At 66.4% G+C, this 18,533-nt stretch carries 17 protein-coding genes; 7 read left to right on the top strand and 10 right to left on the bottom strand.

The genetic code is table 11. The features are described from left to right. Positions 1-177: 177 nt before the first annotated feature. From ACFFJK_RS09275 to ACFFJK_RS09265, 3 genes are all read right to left on the bottom strand, one after another. Positions 178-558 (bottom strand): KGG domain-containing protein, encoded by a 381-nt coding sequence (locus ACFFJK_RS09275; protein ID WP_379678823.1) that lies wholly within the window; start codon positions 556-558, stop codon positions 178-180. Between the two features lie 179 nt (positions 559-737). After that, positions 738-1,832, bottom strand: a complete 1,095-nt coding sequence (locus ACFFJK_RS09270) for a mechanosensitive ion channel family protein (protein WP_379678822.1) — start codon at positions 1,830-1,832, stop codon at positions 738-740. Between the two features lie 146 nt (positions 1,833-1,978). Continuing rightward, the gene (locus ACFFJK_RS09265) at positions 1,979-4,312 is read right to left on the bottom strand and encodes a hybrid sensor histidine kinase/response regulator (protein WP_379678821.1); all 2,334 of its coding nucleotides are present in this window, start codon (positions 4,310-4,312) and stop codon (positions 1,979-1,981) included. 262 nt (positions 4,313-4,574) lie between these two features. On the opposite strand from ACFFJK_RS09265, the gene ACFFJK_RS09260 reads away from it, so the two are divergent. Next, positions 4,575-5,429, top strand: coding sequence for a phytanoyl-CoA dioxygenase family protein (locus ACFFJK_RS09260; RefSeq protein WP_379678820.1), 855 nt, complete (start codon positions 4,575-4,577; stop codon positions 5,427-5,429). Between the two features lie 68 nt (positions 5,430-5,497). Here the strand turns inward: ACFFJK_RS09260 and ACFFJK_RS09255 are convergent, their stop codons facing one another. The 4 genes from ACFFJK_RS09255 to ACFFJK_RS09240 all read right to left on the bottom strand — a co-directional run bounded on the left by ACFFJK_RS09255 (position 5,498) and on the right by ACFFJK_RS09240 (position 6,739). Then, complete coding sequence (locus ACFFJK_RS09255) at positions 5,498-5,785, bottom strand: hypothetical protein (RefSeq protein WP_379678819.1); 288 nt, start codon at positions 5,783-5,785, stop codon at positions 5,498-5,500. A 65-nt stretch (positions 5,786-5,850) separates the two neighbouring features. Next, positions 5,851-6,135 carry a DUF5985 family protein gene (locus ACFFJK_RS09250; protein WP_379678818.1) on the bottom strand — a complete coding sequence of 95 codons (285 nt, stop codon included), beginning with the start codon at positions 6,133-6,135 and terminating at the stop codon, positions 5,851-5,853. A 4-nt stretch (positions 6,136-6,139) separates the two neighbouring features. Beyond that, positions 6,140-6,397 carry a DUF5985 family protein gene (locus tag ACFFJK_RS09245; RefSeq protein WP_379678817.1) on the bottom strand — a complete coding sequence of 86 codons (258 nt, stop codon included), beginning with the start codon at positions 6,395-6,397 and terminating at the stop codon, positions 6,140-6,142. 9 nt (positions 6,398-6,406) lie between these two features. Continuing rightward, positions 6,407-6,739: a hypothetical protein gene (locus tag ACFFJK_RS09240; RefSeq protein ID WP_379678816.1), complete on the bottom strand. Its 333-nt coding sequence runs from the start codon at positions 6,737-6,739 to the stop codon at positions 6,407-6,409. Between the two features lie 233 nt (positions 6,740-6,972). Between ACFFJK_RS09240 and ACFFJK_RS09235 the strand changes: the two genes are divergently transcribed. The 5 genes from ACFFJK_RS09235 (at position 6,973) to ACFFJK_RS09215 (ending at position 12,322) form a co-directional block, all read left to right on the top strand. Then, on the top strand, positions 6,973-7,770 hold the full coding sequence (locus ACFFJK_RS09235) for a DNA/RNA non-specific endonuclease (protein WP_379678815.1): 798 nt from the start codon (positions 6,973-6,975) through the stop codon (positions 7,768-7,770). A 44-nt stretch (positions 7,771-7,814) separates the two neighbouring features. Next, positions 7,815-8,084 (top strand): hypothetical protein, encoded by a 270-nt coding sequence (locus ACFFJK_RS09230; RefSeq protein ID WP_379678814.1) that lies wholly within the window; start codon positions 7,815-7,817, stop codon positions 8,082-8,084. Between the two features lie 110 nt (positions 8,085-8,194). Then, positions 8,195-8,620 (top strand): DUF2382 domain-containing protein, encoded by a 426-nt coding sequence (locus ACFFJK_RS09225; RefSeq protein ID WP_379678813.1) that lies wholly within the window; start codon positions 8,195-8,197, stop codon positions 8,618-8,620. A 25-nt stretch (positions 8,621-8,645) separates the two neighbouring features. Beyond that, entirely contained in the window at positions 8,646-9,857 is a 1,212-nt protein-coding gene (locus ACFFJK_RS09220) for a YsnF/AvaK domain-containing protein (protein ID WP_379678812.1), read from the top strand. Positions 9,858-10,114: 257 nt separating this feature from the next. Beyond that, entirely contained in the window at positions 10,115-12,322 is a 2,208-nt protein-coding gene (locus tag ACFFJK_RS09215) for a DUF2382 domain-containing protein (protein ID WP_379678811.1), read from the top strand. A 273-nt stretch (positions 12,323-12,595) separates the two neighbouring features. Here ACFFJK_RS09215 and ACFFJK_RS09210 read toward each other — a convergent pair whose 3' ends face one another. The 3 genes from ACFFJK_RS09210 to ACFFJK_RS09200 all read right to left on the bottom strand — a co-directional run bounded on the left by ACFFJK_RS09210 (position 12,596) and on the right by ACFFJK_RS09200 (position 17,674). Beyond that, a complete protein-coding gene (locus ACFFJK_RS09210; RefSeq protein WP_379678810.1) occupies positions 12,596-15,478 on the bottom strand; it encodes a M16 family metallopeptidase in 2,883 nt (960 codons plus the stop codon). 145 nt (positions 15,479-15,623) lie between these two features. Beyond that, complete coding sequence (locus ACFFJK_RS09205; protein ID WP_379679002.1) at positions 15,624-16,535, bottom strand: sensor domain-containing diguanylate cyclase; 912 nt, start codon at positions 16,533-16,535, stop codon at positions 15,624-15,626. 206 nt (positions 16,536-16,741) lie between these two features. Beyond that, positions 16,742-17,674, bottom strand: coding sequence for a sensor histidine kinase (locus tag ACFFJK_RS09200; protein ID WP_379678809.1), 933 nt, complete (start codon positions 17,672-17,674; stop codon positions 16,742-16,744). 219 nt (positions 17,675-17,893) lie between these two features. Between ACFFJK_RS09200 and queE the strand changes: the two genes are divergently transcribed. Further along, entirely contained in the window at positions 17,894-18,529 is a 636-nt protein-coding gene (gene queE, locus ACFFJK_RS09195; RefSeq protein WP_379678808.1) for a 7-carboxy-7-deazaguanine synthase, read from the top strand. The last annotated feature ends 4 nt before the right edge of the window (positions 18,530-18,533 follow it).

Genomic DNA, 18,533 nt, shown 5'->3' with positions numbered 1-18,533 from the left:
GCGTCGTTTGCGCATGACGCGAAAGCGGCCGTCGGGCCGATGCCAGTCACTCGAGAACCGCAAGGATAATGAGGGTGCACCGGTCTTGCGCCTGCAGGCACTTGGCGAGCTCATGAAAAAGGCCGGTAACGGTCACCCCGCTACCGGCCCGGCCATGAGCAAGCTCAGGCTGCCGCGTCAGCGGTTGCCGCCGCCGTTGTTACCGCCATTGCCGCGGTTACCGCTCTGCTGGTTGCCGTCGTTCTTGTGGCTCATGCGGCCGGCCTCGCGTGCTTCCTGCGAGGTGAACTCGTGGGCATTGCCCGAGGCGTGTGCCGCGCGGCCGCCTTCGGCAGCGATCTCACGCTGGCGCTGCGGGTCCATCGACGCGAAGCCGCGGTTGCTCGAACCGCCGCTCTGGCTGTTGCCCTGGTTGCCGCTCTGCGAGTTGCCGCCCTGGGAGTTGCCCCGATTTCCGCCGCCGGAAGCACGGCCGCCGGCCGAAGCGATTTCGCGCTGCTTCTGTTCGTCCATCGATGCGAAGCCACGTTTGCTGTTGCCCTGGTTGTTCGATGCCATGATCGTCTCCTTTAGCAATGACAAAGTTGGTCGGAATCCCTTCCGCCACGCCGTCCGCGTCTTGCGGATGGCGTCTTCGGGAAGAGGTGAGTCCATGATAGGCGAGCAGGCTGGACCGGGGAATAGGACTGGCCGGCCCATCCATGTAGGATCGGTCCGGCCTATGAAGTCGTTTCCAATCAGTGTCTTAGCGAATTTCCGACTGTGGCGCCGATGGGTGGCCAGCCACCTGCGGGGTCCTTCTGGTCGGCCACCCGCACCACCGAAAGGGGGTGGGCGAACTGGATGCCTTCGCGCTGGAAGCCGCGGTAGATTTCCAGCAGGACGTCCTGCTGCGCGTCCATGTGGAGGACGTAGTCCGGGCTCTTGAAGTGGTACACGACCTCGAAATCGAGCGACCATTCGCCATAGCGGAAGAAGTGCGCACGCTCGAAGTCGACGTTGTCCCTGGCCGCGACGATATCGCGTACCAGTCCCGGGATGGCCGTCATCTGCGCTTCGGTGGTGCCGTAGGCAACCCGCAGCACGAAGGCGACGCGGCGCGATAGCATCCGCTTGTGGTTGTGGATCCGGCTCCTGAGCAGTTCGCCGTTCGAAAACACGATCTGCTCGCCGCCCAGCCCGCGCAGGCGCGTGGTCTTCAGGCCGATGTATTTGACCGCGCCCAGCGCATCGCCGACGATGATGAAGTCGCCGATCTCGAAAGGCTTGTCGAGCATGATCGACAAGGAGGCGAACAGGTCGCCCAAAATGTTCTGGGTCGCCAGGGCCACCGCGATGCCGCCGATTCCGAGGCTGGCCACCAGGGTGGTGATGTTGAAGCCGAAATTGTCGAGCATCATCAGGAACGCGACCGTCCACACGATCAGGCGCATCATGAAGAACAGGATGGTGCTCGAAGCCTTGCGGGCGCCATCGCCGGGAACGCTCAGCAGTTGGCTGCGCCATGCGCGCAGCGCAGTATCTCCCCAGATCGCGAGCTGGAGCACGAGGCCGGCGACGGCGAGGCGCGATACGATCAGGCGGTAGGTGTCCGGCAGCACCAGGAACATGCAGCCCAGGTGCACGCCGATCGCCAGCAGCAGCACCAGGTAGGTCTTGTTCAGCATCTTGACGACCAGGTCGTCCACGCGCGTAACGGTGCGCCGCGACAGGTCGCCGAGACGCCGCAGGAAGATGGCCTTGATGAAGTACATCACCGCTGTGCTGCCGATGCACACGCCGAGCGCGAGCATCCAGTTTTCAAGTTCATTATTGTTGAGTAAATACTCCATCCACAACTCCATCGGCTCGAGACAAAACACCTGACAGTGTGCGGTCCCGGGCGCATGGAGCGCGCACAATTGACAGGCACGGGAGCGGGCCGATGGCGAGCCGCTGCTGTGTCAGGAGATGGACGAACAGCCGTGCCCGGGCCGGCTCAAAGCCGCGCGAGCACGTCCTCGATGGCCGCCGTGGTCGCCGGCTTGGTCAGGTGCAGGTCGAAGCCGGCCTGCGCGGTACGTTCGCGGTCCGCTTCGCCGCCCCAGCCGGTCAGGGCGACCAGCTTGACGCCTGCATGGCGCAGGTCGCGCCGGATCGCCGCCGCCACCTCGTAGCCGGACATGCCCGGCATGCCGAGGTCGAGGAACACGACCTGCGGCTGGAAGCTGGCCATCATGCGCAAGGCCTGGTGCCCGTCGTTGGCCACCGGTGCGCTGTGGCCGATATGGGTGAGCAGCGCCGACAGGGTTTCGGCCGCGTCGCGGTTGTCGTCCACCACGAGCACGCGCAAGCCCTGGCGGGGGACGGCAGGCGCCGCCGGCTCAACGCCCGCGGGCGCGTCCGCAGGCGCAGCCATCTGCGGCGCGGCATCGGACAGGGGCAGCCGCACGGTGAACACGCTGCCGGCATTGGTACCGGCGCTCGCAGCATGTACCGTCCCGCCGTGCAGCTCGACCAGGCTGCGCACCAGCGACAGGCCGATTCCCAGTCCCCCTGCGCCCTGTTTGCGGCTGTCGCCAACCTGGGTAAACATCTTGAACACGTCGTCCAGCGAAGCCGGATCGATGCCGACGCCGTTGTCGGACACCGCGATCACCGCTTCATTGCCGTCGCGTTCGGCTGCAAGCACGATGTTGCCGCCGCGCGGGGTATAGCGGGCCGCGTTGTTGAGCAGGTTCGATACCACCTGGGTCAGGCGCGTGAGGTCGGCGTCGACCACCAGCGCTTCGACCGGCATGCGTACGTCCAGGTGGTGGCGCGCCGCCTCGATCAGCGGCATGCTGGTCTCGACCGCGGCCGACAGCACGGCCGCCAGTTCGATCCGCTCGCGCTTGAGTTCGATCTGGCCGCGGGTGATGCGCGCCACGTCGAGCAGGTCGTCCACCAGGTTGACGAGGTGGCCCAGCTGGCGTTCCATGATCGCGTGGATGCGCTGCACGGCGGCCGGGTCGTCGGGCGCGCGCCGGATGAACTGCAGGCCGCTGCGGATCGGCGCCAGCGGGTTGCGCAGCTCGTGTGCCAGGGTGGCCAGGAACTCGGTCTTGACACGGTTCGCCTCGGCCAGGTCGGCCGCCATCTGGCGCAGCGCATCTTCGTTGCGGCGCCGTTCGGTGACGTCGTTGAAGACGACCGCGAGCCGATGCTGCTCGGGCGGCCCGATGCGGGCGGCGTAGACATCGTACCAGCGGCCGAGCTCCTTGGCCTCGTTGATGAAGCGCACCGGCTCGCCGCTGGCGGCGACGCGGCCGTAGATGTCGAACCAGTACCGCTCGTGACCGGGCGCCATCTGGCGGATGGTGCGGCCGATGGCGTCGGCCAGGCCGGTCTGCTTGAGGAAGGCCGGATTGGTCTCGAGGAAACGGTAGTCGTTCGGCTGGCCGGCACTGTCGTACAGCATCTCGATCACGCACACGCCTTCGTCGATCGAGTCGAACAGGGTACGGTAGCGTTCCTCGCTCAGGCGCAGCTGCAGCTCGGCTTCGAACTGGCGGGTGGCGTCGATGACGACGCCCTGCATGCAGGTCGCCGCGCCTCCCGCGTCGTGCTCGACATGCCCTCGCGCGATGACCCAGCGCCAGCCGCCGCCGCGCCGAATGCGGAAGGTGGCGTCGTACACGCCGCCGTGTGCGATGGCCTTGTCCAGCAGCGCCCGGGTCGCCGCGATGTCGTCGGGATGGAGGGCATCGAAATACGCCGCCACCGGCTCCCCGTCGCGCAGCGCGGAGGAAATGCCGAACATCTCGATCATCCGCGCATCGGCGCTGACCCGGTCGCGCGGGATGTCCCAGCTCCACACCGCCAGTTCGGCGGCGGCGATGATCGACTCCAGCCGCGAACGGGTCTCGAGCAGGGCCGCCTCGGCCCGGCGCCGTTCCTCCATCGCGACGAAGGCATCGATGTAGAAGCGCACCTTGGCGCGCAGGACGGTCGGCGACAGCGGTTCGGTCAGCACCGCGATGGCGCCGGCTTCATACAGCGGGTCCACCGGGAACGGTGCCTGTGCCGGCAACCCGAGCGCGACCACCGGGGTGTGGCTGGAACGGCGGTTGCTGCGCACCTGGCGGATGGTATCGGCGAGTGACTGCGGGTCGCCGCCATAGTCGACCAGGATCAGCGCGAAATCCTGCTTGCGCGCAAGGGCGAGTCCTTCAGCGGCCGTGCGTTCCCACACCAGGGCCTGGCCAAGCTCCTCGTGCACCCGGGCCACCACCGGATCCGGGGCGGGCCGCTCGCACACCAGCAGTACGCTGGCGCGTCCGGGAGGCTTCACTGCGCGCCACCCTCGGTAGCGGCCGGCAGCGGCCGGCAGTGGAATGATGGTCGCATGGCTTGCATGGCTTGCACAGGGTTGCGGTAAGTTCAACAATGTACGAGCCGCTGCGGGCGCTGTCAATGCCGCAACCCGCCGGCCGGGTCAGAGGTGGGGCGCGCCGCAGCCGATGCAAGCGACGTCGGCGACGCGGACGGGATAATATCCATAGTATTGACGTGCCGCGGCGCCATTGCCGTTGGCCTGTATTGGAGGAGGAAGAATGAACAACGCACAAACCGGCGCCGACTACGACGTCGGCGCCATCATGGGCGGCATCTACGGCGACGGCATCATCGCCTGCCGCGGCGCCTTCGAACGCAGCACCATCGAGGAACTGCGCGCCGACATCGACATGCTGTTCGAGGAGGCGCAGGCACGCGAAGGCGGCGCCCTGAACCGCGGACCGAACCGCTACTACGTCGAGGTGCACCCGGAGCGCCTGCGCGGTTTCGTCACCATCGCCAGCCACCCATGGGTGGTCGCCGTGTGCCGCGCGGTGCTGGGGCCGGATTACCGGCTGGTCGAAGTCGGCTTCGACGTACCGGGTCCGGGCGCCATGCACCAACCCTGGCACCGCGACTTCGCGGCGCCGCCGGAGACGGTCCGGGGTCGACGCTTGAGCTCGCTTGCCTTCAACATCACGACCGTCGACGTGACCGAGGAAATGGGGCCATTCGAAATCGCACCCGGCACCCAGTGGGATACCTACGACGGCGACCCGATGTTTCCGGCCAAGGAACTGTGGCCGCGCTACGAGGCGCGTGCGCAGCGCAAGCTGCCGAAGGTGGGCGACATCTCGGCGCGCTCGGCGCTCACGATCCACCGCGGTACGGCCAACCGCTCCAGCATCTCGCGGCCGGTTCTGGTGGTCGGGGCGGACGCCCCGGACGCCACCAACGCCATCAAGCACGACCTGCAGGTGTCGCGCGCATTCTACGAGAGCCTGCCGGAGCAGTTGCGCCACAATCTCGGCTGCCGGGTGGTCGAGCGCCTCGAACCGATCCAGCAGGCGCACACGATCGAGGGCCTGAAGATGGGCGTGGCGATGGGTGTGATGGGAGCGATGGGGGGATAGCGAACGAGGCGCCCGGCGGAGCCGGGAACGCCTCGCCGGCAGGGCCGCGCTGCGGCAGCCCTGCCGGGTCAGTCCTTGTCGGGTACCTGCTGCGACGGTACCGGGGTCTTGAGCGCGTCCGGTACGGCATCCGCAATGCCGTTTTCAGGCATCTGGCCGACCCGGCGCGCCTCGTCCGAATGCTGGTCGAGGCTGACTTCCTCGGCCACGTCGAAACGGCCGTCCTCGGCGCCTTCCTCGCCCGGGAGCAGGTTCTCGGAACGCTGGTCCTGGCCGCCGCCCGCGTTCGGCGCGGCCTGGTCCGCGGCTTTCTGTTCGTTGCCTGGTTGACTACCTGGTTGGATCGATGGGGCCATGCTGTCCTCCTGTTGACGGTTTTTCATGGCCCATTATCGCGCCGGCCCGGACGAGCGGGCGCACGCTAGTTTGCATCTTCCCGGTCGCGCCTTTCCTTCTGCGGCAAATTCTTCTCCACGATCGCCCATACGATCATGCCGTAGGCCAGCACCCGTATCAGGTAATGCAGCGGCGAATCCTCGCCAGCTTCATTCAGTACGGCGGAATACACCCGGTGCAGTCCTTCGATGAAGAACGAGAGGGCGAAATACAGGAAGAACCGGTCTCCCGTATTGCGCCAGAAGCGCAGGAAGAACAGCGCGATGGTCAGGGAAGCCATCGATATCGCGCCGTACATCATATGGACCATCGGCTCACTCCTTCTCGTAGATCAGTCCGTACAACAACAGCAGGCAGGCAGCCAGCGCACTGACGACGCGCAGCGGCATGAAATCGACATTCGGAAATACGACTTTGTCGAAGATCAGGAACAGGTTGTTCAAGGTCATTACCGCGAAGCACAAGCCGCTCCAGAACAGGAGGCGGTAGCGCGTACGCCGGTAGCTGGCGAAGAGCAGCCAGGTACAGGCCAGCGAGGTCAGCATGCACAGGGTATAGATGAGTTCGCCCATGTGGTTCCTTTAGGTATCCTTGCGCAAACGGAATGCATCGGCGAACTGCTGCGCCTTCCGGTCGAGGGTAGAGTGGATCAGGTTGGTCACATCGACGAGATGGCGCGCATACAGGTCGGCCAGGCCGTCGATGCGCTCGCGCAGCGTGTCGGAGACCGGTGCGTAGCAGAAGCAGGCTTCGTGCGGCGCCGCGCAAGGGGCGGCCATGCCGGCGCGGCACAGGTCGTCGAGCAGGGCCTGCGCGGTGCGTTCGCTGATGTACAGCCGGCCGGCCAGCATCGCCCCGGTCCACTGCTGGCCGGGGTTGGCGCGCAGCAGCAGCAGCGCCTCGAGGAAGGGCACGGAGGGTACGCTCGTCAGGACAAAGCGGCGCAACTCCTCTGGGATCGACGTTCGATTCATTCTCTTCGGGTTAGGTTTCCCAAAAGGAATCATTTGTTGAGGAAGGGGCAATTTTAGACCATTCTCGCAAGAAATGGCGATTCAATCGTGCGCGACCATACGCGACTGGGCGTTTGACCTCCCTCAATGGTGCTCGGCTACAATGCGGGTTGTTTATGTTCACCCGATACACCATGCTCCGACCCTTCCTGGCCCGCCTCGGCTTTGCCGCGACCGTGGCTACCACGCTGGCGACGCTGCTGGCTTCCGGCGCCGTCCATGCCGCCAGCTGTGCCAACCATTATCTCGACGGCCGCCCGCCGGAAATCCGTAACCCCAAGCTGGCCGCCGCGACGCGCGAACTGTGCTACAGCCAATTCGGCATCATGCATTCGGGCGTCACCCGTACCGCGCTGTGGTCGGCGGAATACCTTGGCGCCGACCAGATCGAGGCCGCGCAAGGCCTCGACCGCGACAATGCCTTCCACCCGGAGCCGCGCCTGCCGCGCTCGCAGCGGGCCGAATTGTCCGACTATGCGCGCAGCGGCTTCGACCGCGGGCACCTTGCCCCGAACGGCAACATGCCGGACCGCCGCGCCCAGCGCGAGAGCTTTTCGCTGGCCAACATGGTGCCGCAGGACCGCGAGCATAACCGGCACATCTGGGCGCCGATCGAAGGTGCAGTGCGCAAGATGGTCAAGAAGGATGGCGCGCTGTATGTCATCACCGGCCCGGCTTTCCTTGGCAGCAACCTGCGCAAGGTCGGTAACGTACTGGTGCCGAGCCACTTGTACAAGGTGGTGTACAGTCCCCGCCAGAAGGCCGCCGCCGCCTGGTTCGTCGAGAACCGCGGCGACGCACCGATCCACGTGATCCCGGTCGCCGAACTCGAGCGCATCGTCGGCATCGAGCTGCTGCCTTCGCTCACGCAACAGCAGAAGGAGCGCATGCTGTCGCTACCGAAAATCCGCCAGAGGAAGAGCCGGAACTGATCCGGTGGAGCCGGTCCGCCGCACAACCCACGCCGAGGAAATCCATGCCAGCAAAGAAAACCTTCAAGCCCTACGCCAACGAAGCCGACGTGCTCGAGATCGGCAACCTGATGCTCGAGAACCGCCTGGACCGCATCACGGTGTCCGGCGACGTCGACCTCACCGTGGACAAGCCCGGCCTGGCCGCGGCGCGGCGCCTGCACGCGGCGCTCGCCGCCGTCGTCTCCGCGCTCGAGGCGCGCGAGCAGCAGGGCGAACTGCCCGATGCGCTTCCCCCGCCCGACGTCAAGACCGTCGACAACCCTTTCCTCTGACCGGCCCGCCCGCGCCATGCGGGCTCATCGTTCCGGCGCGGCAACGGTGCGCGTGCCGCGCACCGATTGCGGTAATCTCGTTCGACTGCCTGCGACAAGGAGCCGAGACGATGTCTAGCAATATCCCCGAAACAAATTCACAGGAAGGCCTGCGCATTCCCGTCATCGAGGAGCAGCTCGACGTCGGCACCCGCGTCGTCGAAACCGGACGCGGCGTCCGCATCCATAAAACGGTTTCCGAGCAGCCGGTCACCATCGACGAGCGCCTCACGCGCGAGGAAGTCGATGTCCGGCACGTCCCGGTCGACCGGATCGTCGCCCTGGAAGAGGCACCCGCAACGCGCCACGAAGGCGACACGCTGGTGGTACCCGTCCTCGAGGAAGTGCTGGTGGTCGAACGCCGCCTGCGCATCAAGGAGGAACTGCACATCACCCGCATCCGGCACGAAGAACGCTACCAGGACACCGTCCCGCTCAAGGCCGAGCGGGTCGAGGTCGAGCGCTTCGACGAGGCCGGCACACCGCCAACACCCTGACACCCACCATGACGGAGGAACGACCATGCAACATACCCTGATAGCCGTATTCGACAACCGCGCAGACGCACAGGGCGCGATGGATGAACTGCTCGCATCGGGCTTCTCGCAGCAGGACGTGCGCATGTCCGGCGATACCGGCATGAGCGCCGGCAGCACCACCACCGGTACCACCGCCGGCACGGACACCGACAGCGGCACCGGGATCGGCAGCAGCATCAAGCACTTCTTCAGCGACCTGTTCGGCAGCGACGACGACGCCGACCGCATGAGCCGCTACGAGGGCGCGGTTTCGGGTGGCAAGCACGTGGTCACCCTGACCGCCGATTCGCTGCCGGAAGTCGAGCGCGCCGCCGACATCGTCGAGCGCTTCGGTCCCATCGACATCGACGAGCACTCGGCCGGCGTGGGCATGGCCGGCATGGGCACGACGGCCGGGGCTGCGGGAATGAGCGCCGGGATGCAGCAGTCGTCGTCGATGTCGGCACAGTCCGCCGGCACGCTCCAGTCGACCCAGACCGGCTCCAGCCTGCAGGGCATGCAGGGCGGCGGCCAGCGCGTGGACTCGCTGCAGCGCGATACCGCTACCCAGAGCATCCCGGTGGTGGAAGAGCAACTCAAGGTCGGCAAGCGTGAAGTCCAGCGCGGCGGCGTGCGGATCTTCTCGCGCATCGTCGAAACCCCGGTGAACGAGAGCATCGGCCTGCGCGAGGAGCACGTGGATGTGCAGCGCCGCGCGGTCGACCAGCCGATCAGCCCGGCCGACGCCACCGCGTTCAAGGAGCAGACCATCGAACTGCGCGAAACCGCCGAGGAAGCCGTGGTGCAGAAGTCGGCCCGCGTGGTCGAGGAAGTCACCGTCGGCAAGCAGGTGAACGAACGCCAGGAGCAGATCACCGACACGGTGCGCCATACCGAGGTCGAGGTCGAGCGCCTGGGCGGCGTGTCCGGGCAGTCGGGCATCGACGACGACAGCTACTACCGCAATCATTTCCAGAGCAACTACGGCAGCACCGGAGCGGCGTACGACGATTATGCGCCGGCCTATACCTACGGCTCGCAGATGCGCAGCGGCCAGTACGCCGGCCGCCAGTGGGACGAGGTCGAAAGCGACCTGCGCACCAACTGGGAGTCGCGCAATACCGGCGGCACTTCCACCTGGGAGAAGATGAAGGCGGCGGTCCGCCACGGCTGGGATCGCATGACCGACAGCGGCGGCACCAACCGCTCGTATTGAGCATTTGGGGCGACCTGGCCAGCCCGGCTGCTTTCGTAGCCGGGCTGGGCGGGTCGCCCGTGCCCCCTCTCCGGGCGGCGGACGACGGCGCTGCGGCGCCGTTTTCTTATTGCCCGCGTTTCCCGACGATTTGAAGCGAAACCGCCGTGCCGGGCCGGACCGGCAGCCGCGCGCGCGCCCTGACGTGATTGATGTAATCTCAACTCACTAGCCTCAAGGCCACGAGGCAAGGACAACTACTTTACGGAGGAACGACCATGCAACATACGCTTGTAGCCGTGTTCGACAACCGGACCGACGCACAGAATGCGATGAATGAACTCCTGTCGTCGAACTTTTCCCGCCAGGATGTACACCTGTCGAACTCCGACCCGACCGGCATGACCGACAGCGTGACCGGCGCCAGCGCGACGAATACCGACGCCGACGACACCGGGGGCGGCATCAGCTCCACCATCAAGAACTTCTTCACCGACCTGTTCGGCGCCGACAACAGCGAGCATGCCAGCAGGTACGAGGGCGCCGTCACCCGCGGCCACCACGTGCTGACCGTAACCGCCGATTCCTTGCCCGAGGTCGAACGCGCTGCAGATATCGTCGAGCGCTACGGGCCGACCGACATCGACGAGCAGGCCTCGGGCGTGGGCGCGATGGGGGCCGGCGCCATGGCCGGCATGGGCGCGACAGCCTCCACGCCGGAGTCCATGCGCATGAGCGGCGCGGGCGGCATGCAGCAGTCGGCCGGCATGTCGGCCCAGTCGACCCAGTCGGGCCTTGGCCAGAGCCAGCAGCTGGCGACGCCACAACTCGACAACCCGGGCGACCGCAAGCTGTTCGCCCAGCAGTCGCTCAACCAGGCCGAGCCGATGGGCCAGACCTACCAGGAACCGCAGGGCAAAAGCGGCCTGAGCGCCACCGGCGGCACCTCGCTGCAGGGTTCGACCCTGCAGGAAAACTCGGTGCAGGGCTCCTCGCTCGACGGCACGCAAAAGAGCGACACCTCGTTCCTGGGCTCGGGCCAGCAGGGCGGTACCCTGCAAGGCAGCTCGGCGACGAACGCAATCCAGACGCCCGGCTCGGGACTCGGCGGCGATCCGGTGGGCAGCCCGAGCCACGCGCACCTGGGTTCCCGGCAGCTCGACTCGGGCAACCTGACCGGCGCCACCGGGGTCTCGCAGCAGCGCGACACCAGCTACCAGCCGGGTTCCAGCCGCACCGAGTCGCTACGCAGCGACGCCATGCACGCGGCCGGCACCCAATCGATCCCGGTGGTCGAGGAACAGCTCAGCGTCGGCAAGCGCGAAGTCCAGCGCGGCGGCGTGCGCATCTACTCGCGGGTGCGCGAAACGCCCGTCAATGAAACGGTGAGCCTGCGCGAAGAGCATGTGGACGTGCAGCGCCGTCCGGTGAACCAGCCGCTCGGCGCCGGCGACAGCGCCGCGTTCCGGGAGCAGAGCATCGAGATGCGCGAGACCGCCGAGGAGCCCGTGGTCGAGAAGTCGGCCCGCATTGTCGAGGAAGTCACGGTCGGCAAGCAGGTGAGCGAGCGCCAGGAGCAGATCCACGACACCGTGCGCCATACCGAAGTCGACGTGCAGCGCCTGGACGGCACGATGGCGCGCTCCGACATGCGCGACGACGACAGCTACTTCCGCAACCACTTCACCAGCACCTACGGCGTTTCGGGCGAGTCGTACGACGATTACGCGCCGGCCTACAGCTACGGGTCGCAGATGGCGCGCAGCGGCAGGTTCACCGGCCGCCAGTGGGACCAGGTCGAGAACGACCTGCGCAGCGACTGGGATACCCGCAACAGCGGCGGCCCCTCGACCTGGGAAAAAATGAAGGCCGCAGTGCGTCAGGGCTGGGACCGCATGACGACCGATGACGACGACAGCTATTACCGCAGCCACTACGACACGCACCTGCGCGATTCGGGCGTCGACTATGACAGCGCCAAGCCGGCGTACTCCTACGGCGCCGAAATGCGCAAGAGCGAACTGTACCGCAACCGCCCATGGGACGACATCGAGGGCGACATGCGCCGCGGCTGGGATTCGCGCGTCAACGTCGGCACCGGCGTCTCCGGCGACACCACCGACACCTCGGCCGGCACCACGGGCGGGGCGGGCGCGGCCGTGGGCGGCGCCTGGGACAGGATGAAGTCCGCGGTGCGTCACGGATGGGAGCGCATGACCGATGACGACGACAACGATCGCGAATACCGCTCGCACTGGAACGCCACCTACAGCACCGAAAGCGGCAGCACGTACGACGAGTACAAGCCGGCCTATTCCTACGGTTCGGAGATGGCGCTCAACGAGAAGTACCGCGGGCGCCAGTGGAACGAGGTGGAGAACGACCTGCGGACCGACTGGGATACCCGTTACGGCAGCGGTGGGCAGTCGACCTGGGAGAAGATGAAGTCGGCGGTTCGCCATGGATGGGATCGCATGACGTCCTGAGCGGGCGCATGCATTGATGGTACTCCCGCGACAATCGGGCTCCCACCTTCGCGGGAGCGACGGTCTTCAGGCTGGTGAATGAAACGAGGTGTCGCGGGCACCTAACCTTGTGCATCGTTCCCGCGAAAGCGGGAACCAAAGCGTGGCCAGGTACTTGCAGACGTCGTTCCCGCGCAGGCGGAAACCCAAGTTTTCCAACACAGCCCGCAGCACCTACAAAATCGGCGCCCCCGGGGCGCCGATTTCACTGCTACAGCCCGCAGCCGGACTGCCTTACTCTGCGAACGCCGCCGATGCCGGCGTGATCCGCACCGCTTCCGGCCTGATCCCCAGTTTCATCGACCCGATCTGCTGGTCCTCGTCCAGTAGCGCCTGCGGCTTTTTCGCGTCATAGCTGATCGGCGAGAACGCATCGCTCACCAGCTTTTCCTTCAGCCCGGCCGCGTCCCTGGTGATCATCACCACCGACAGGTTCTTGCTCGACAGGTGCTTCCTGATTGCCGCGTTCACGTCCGCCACCGTCAGCTTCTGCAAACCTTCGCGCATCATGCGCGTGAATTCCGGCGTACGGTACCACTGCGAATCGAGGGCGTAGCCCAGTTGCTGGTCCTGGGTCGCGGTCATGACGAACACATTCTTTTCAAGGTAGCCGCGGGTGGTCTCGAAGTCCTGCTGGGACAGGCCGTTGGCGAGCAGCTTGTCCAGTTCGAACAGCGCGGCGCGCAGGGCGAAGTGGCTGTTCTGGGGCGCCACCGGACGGATCCAGACCTCGAACAGCTGCGCCTTGCGGCCCAGGTTCGGGCTCGGGAAGAACTGGAACATCCCGCGCGGGAAGGCTTCGATATACGCGTAGTCGCCGTAGTTCATGCCGCGCTCTTCGCGGATGCGCTGGTACAGGCGCGCGCTCGAGGCGCGGTGCTCGCCCAGCCAGGTCTTGGCCAGCCACAGGGCCGGGAAATCCGGATGCGACCGGGTCACTTCCAGCGGCAGGCCGAAGGAGATCGCGGTCGCGCGCGTGTTCTTCTCGATGATCTCGACCTCCAGTCCGTTCGGCATGCGGCCGCGGATGGCCGGCGTCGCCGCCAGCCCGTTCCCGCCCGGCAGGCGCGCCAGTGCGGCCTTGAGCGAGGCGACCATCCGGTCCGACACGTCGCCCGAGATGCCGACCCGTACCGCGCCCTGCGTGTAGGCCTGGCGATAGAAATTCCTCACGTCGTCCAGGGTGATCGACTCGATGCCCTTGACGGTGCCCAGCACCGGATGGCCGTAGGGCGTGCCGGCGAAGACATTTGCCTGCAGCCTTTCCTTGCCGAATTCCTCTTCGTTATTGTCCTTCAGGTCGAGCACCAGCGCGTTCTTCTGCGCATCCTTCAGGCGCCGGAAGTCTTCCTCGCGAAAGCCCGGTTCCACCAGCAGCGGCAGGGCGATACCCAGGTACTGGTCCCAGTTGTCCTTGTGGGTGGTGCCGGTGAAGGTGGTCATCTCCTTGTCGGTCTGCTCGGTAAAGCTGCCGGCCAGCGGGAACAGGGCCTTGGTCACCTCGTCGATCTTGCGCTCGCGCGAGCCGCTCGACGCGACCATCGCCGCAGTCAGCGCCGCCAGCCCTTCCTTGCCTTTCGGGTCGTGCGCCGAGCCGGCCGCGAACAGAAGCTTGAAGCGGATCTGCGGCAGGGCCGATTTCTGCACCAGCACATCGAACCTGGCGTCCGACAGCGCTGCGGCCGGCGCCAGGTCGGCAAGCTTCGGCAGGGTCTGGATCCCGGCCGGCAGCGCCTCGTGCGACAGCGTGGTCACCACCATCGAGTCGTCCACCAGGTACTTGCGGGCGGCGGCCTGCAGGTCGGCCGGCGTCAAGCTGTCGACCACGCGGTAGTAGCGGTTCAGGGTGCCGAACGAGCGGTCGAAGTGCACGTACGAGGCCAGGGTCGAGGCGATCGCCTCGGTGTTGTCGAGCGAGCGGATCAGGCCATACTTGTTGGCCGACTTGGCGTCGGCGAGCCGGGCGGAGGTCACCGGCTCGTCACGCAGCTTCGCCACCGTCTGCAGGATGGCGTCGCGCACGTAGAGGGCATCGGCCGGCTTCTTGACGCGCGCACCGATGGTGGCGAGCGTCGGGTCGACGCGGTTCGGAACGAAGTCGAACAGCTGGTCGACCTTCTGTTCGTCCTGCACCAGGCGCTTGTACAGGGGCGAGGTGCGCCCGAACGACAGCGACAGCAGCATCGACAACGCGGCCTGGTCCTTTTGCGTGTCGGAGAAGGCCGGGGCGCGGAAAGCCACGGTCACCAGCGGCAGGGTGGGGGTTTGCCAGGCCACGTGGCGGTATTGGGCCCCCTTCGGCGCCGGCTCGACCGGCACGTTGGACTTGAAGCTGCCGCGGCGCCAGGCGCCCCAGTATTTCTCGACCATCGCGACCGCCTTCGCGGGCTCGACGTCGCCCGCGATGATCACGGTGGTGCGTTCCGGACGGTACCAGCGGTCGAAGAAGACCTTCGAGTACTCGTACTGGTTCGGCATGTCCTCGATGTCCTTGAGGAAGCCCATGGTGGTGTGGCGGTAGGTGTGGGTGCTGAAGGCGGCTTCGCGCTGGGTCTCGAACAGCTTCTGCATCGGGTTCGCGCTGTTCTTGTTGTACTCGCCCAGCACGGCGCGCGACTCGGTCTTGAATGCCTCGACCGGATACGATAGGTTCTGGAAGCGGTCGGCCTCGACCTTCAGCACCGTTTCCAGGTCTTCCTTGGCGAAGGTCGTGTAGTAATTGGTGAGGTCGTCGCTGGTGTAGGCGTTCTGGCGCGCACCGGCCCTGGTGATGATCTCCTGGTACTTCTCCGGCGGGTAGGTGGGCGTCCCGCGGAACATCATGTGCTCGAAGAAGTGGGCGAAGCCGGACTTGCCCGGCTCGACTTCGTTGCGCGAGCCGGTCTGCACCGGGATGTGCACCGATACCAGGTTCGGGAACCCGGTCGGCACGACGATGATCTTCAGGCCGTTGGGCAGGGTCTTCTCGGTGGCCTTGAACGGCAACACGTCGCCCCCGGCCGCGCTCGCCGCGCTTGCCTTGGTGGCTGGCGCCGCCAGGGCAGGTGCGGCAAACGCAAGCATGCCCGTGGAAATGAGGGTCGCGAGCACGGTCCGCGACAGGGTGGGTTTCAGCACGTTCTCTCCTTTATGGAATATTGCTAACCGCAAAGGATAGAATATTCGGCAAGGAAAGAACAGCACAATCAGGCATGCATACGCGAGGCGGCCCGGGCCGAGGCCCGCACAGAATCCGGGCAATGCGGCAGGCGATGCGGGCGATTCAGGCCGCTTCGCTGAGCGGCAGGCTGATGCGGTTGCGGCCAAGATGCTTGGCGCGGTACAGGGCGGCATCGGCGGTGGCCACCAGCTGGCTGGCGTTGTTGTCCGGCCCGGCGATGGCGGTGGCTGCGCCGATCGACACCGTCACGTGGCGGGTGGGCGCAGTGGAAGGCAGTTGCAGCTGCTCCACGCGGCAGCGGATGCGTTCGGCCACGATCGCGGCGCCCTTGAGCGACTGGTTCGGCAGGATGACGGCGAATTCCTCGCCGCCATAGCGCGCTACCAGGTCGTTGGCGCGCATCTCGCTCGACACCGCCTTGGCGATGCGTTTCAGGCATTCGTCGCCGCCGAGGTGGCCGTTGGCGTCGTTGTAGGCCTTGAAGTTGTCGACGTCGACCATCAGGAGCGACAACGGCTGCCCCTGGCGCAGGGCGCGTGCCCATTCGGCGTGTAGCGTGTCGTCGAAGCAGCGCCGGTTGGCCAGGCCGGTCAGGCCGTCACGGGTGGCCAGTTGCTCGAGCGCGACCTGGGCCATTTTTTCGTCGGTCAGGTCGCGCAGGGTTTCCACCACCGCCGCCAGTTCGCCCTCGGCGTCGAAGATCGGGCTGGCCTCGGCGGCCAGGTAGCGGCGGCGGCCGGCGCGTGGCATGTCGAACCAGGACTCGATGCACAGGCTGGACGGCATGCCCTCCGGCGCGCAGCGCGGCATTATCCGGCGCACTTCCGCGGTGCGGTTCTGCAAGACCAGGTCGGCGAGCGTCGGGCGGCGATGCTCGTAGAAGCTGCGCCAATGCTCGCTGGTGCCGACGATTTCACTGGCCGACACGCCGGTCAGGCGCTCGCAGGCGCGGTTCCAGATCATGACGCGGGCTTGCCGGTCGAGCACGAAGACCGGGATCGACAGCGATTCCATCAGTTGCCCGACGAAAGCACTGTCCTTCACGAGTGCGGTAGGGGCAGGAGCACCGTCGGCGGCGCCGTCGCTTGTCGAACTGATCATGGTCGTCCTCTGCGGTTCCGGTCCGGCAGCCGAAATGACTGCCAACAGGAAAGAATTCTGCTACCGCGCCGCGGTCGCCTTCTTGATTTTCAGCAAGAGAACATGTCCTGTGGATCGGTTCAGACCGGGATTGCCTCCCGCCTTGCCGGCAGGGTAACGCAGACCACGGTACCGCCCCGGCGCCCGTTGGCGACCCGCATGGTCCCGCCGAACGCCTCGGCGCGCTCGCGCATGCCGTCGAGGCCGCAACCACGGACCACCGGTACCGCCAGGCCGACGCCGTCATCCTCGACCTTCAACATGATCTCGCTGGCCGATTCGACCAGGGTGACGCAGACGGTCGTGGCATGCGCGTGGTGCGCGATATTGGACAGCGACTCCTGCAAGGCGCGGAACAGCACCGCGTCGGCTTCGCGGTCGCCCGGCTGGCGCGCCGGATCGACGCCGGCATCGAAGCGGTAGTCCAGTCCATGCAGGCGCGCAAAATCGGCCAGGTGGCGCTCGGCGGCCTGGCGCAGGGTGTCTCCCGGGGCGATCGGCCTGAGGCCCGCGACGATGGCGCGCACCGCGCGGATCGCGGCGTCGAGGTTGGCGATCGCGACCGACAGCTTATCGTGTGCCGCCGGCGAGGTGCCACGCACTGCGGCTTGCTGCAGGGCCAATTCGACCCGCAACGAAAGCAGCCGGTGGCCGAGCTCGTCATGCAGGTCGCGCGCGATCCGGTTGCGCTCGCTGTCGCGCACGCCTTCCTGCTTGCGCACCAGGCGGCACAGCACTTCATGGCTGCCGGCCAAGGCATTTTCGACATCGGCATGTGCGCGGCGTTCCGCCTGCAACTGCTGTTCGAGCGATCGGGAGCGCTCTTCGGCCGCCTGGGTGCGGCGCGACAGGAGCACGGCCATCGCGAGCGCGGCGAGCGTGACCATGGCGGCGGCCAGGAGCTCGGGCGCGGTGCCGCGCATCGGAAGGGGTAGCGGCACCGAGGCGAACGCCGGCGTGCTGGCGGCGAACGCGGCGCCGATTGCCAACCGGCGCGGCAGGCGTTTGGCCATAGCAAGGACTAGGAATGAGAGGGATTTCGTCATGGCATCCTTCTTACGAGCATTCGGAAGATTCCGTACGAAGGTACACCGCAGTCCGGCCACGAATATTGTCGATCCTCAATGCATGAACACGACAGCCGCAGCGGAAAGACAGGCGCCGGGACCACTGCGAAGGAAGGCCGCGCTATAATGGAGGGTTACCGAAAGGCTTACCTTCCATTCCATCTCGTGACTTACAGCATCAAAGAGATCTTTTATACCCTGCAGGGCGAAGGTGCCCATGCCGGGCGTCCGGCCGTGTTCTGCCGCTTCTCCGGCTGCAACCTGTGGACCGGCCGCGAGGCAGACCGCGCCAGCGCGGTCTGCACGTTCTGCGATACCGACTTCGTGGGCACCGACGGCGAGCGCGGCGGCAAGTTCCGCAACGCGGCGCTGCTGGCCGCCGAAATCGACAGCTTGTGGCCGGCCATGCACGCTGCCAGCAAGTACGTCGTCTTCACCGGCGGCGAGCCGCTGCTGCAACTGGACCACGCGCTGATCGATGCGATGCACGCCTGCGGATTCGCCATCGCCATCGAGACCAACGGCACCCTGCCGGTCCCGGAAGGCGTGGACTGGGTCTGCGTCAGCCCGAAAATGGGCTCGAAGCTCGTGGTCGAGAAGGGCAACGAGATCAAGGTGGTCATCCCGCAGGCGGGGCAGGACCTGTCCGCCTACGAACACCTGGACTTCGAGAACTTCTACGTGCAGCCGATGGACGGCCCGCTCGCCGCGCACAACACGCGCCTGGCGATCGAAACCTGCCGCCGCAACCCGAAGTGGAAGCTCAGCATCCAGACCCACAAACTCCTCCAGATTCCATAAGTTC

Source organism: Massilia consociata, assembly GCF_042432755.1.
GTDB classification, from domain to species: domain Bacteria; phylum Pseudomonadota; class Gammaproteobacteria; order Burkholderiales; family Burkholderiaceae_D; genus Telluria; species Telluria consociata.
Note: the sequence above shows the minus strand (reverse complement) of the source record. Positions and strands in the feature narration are given on the sequence as shown.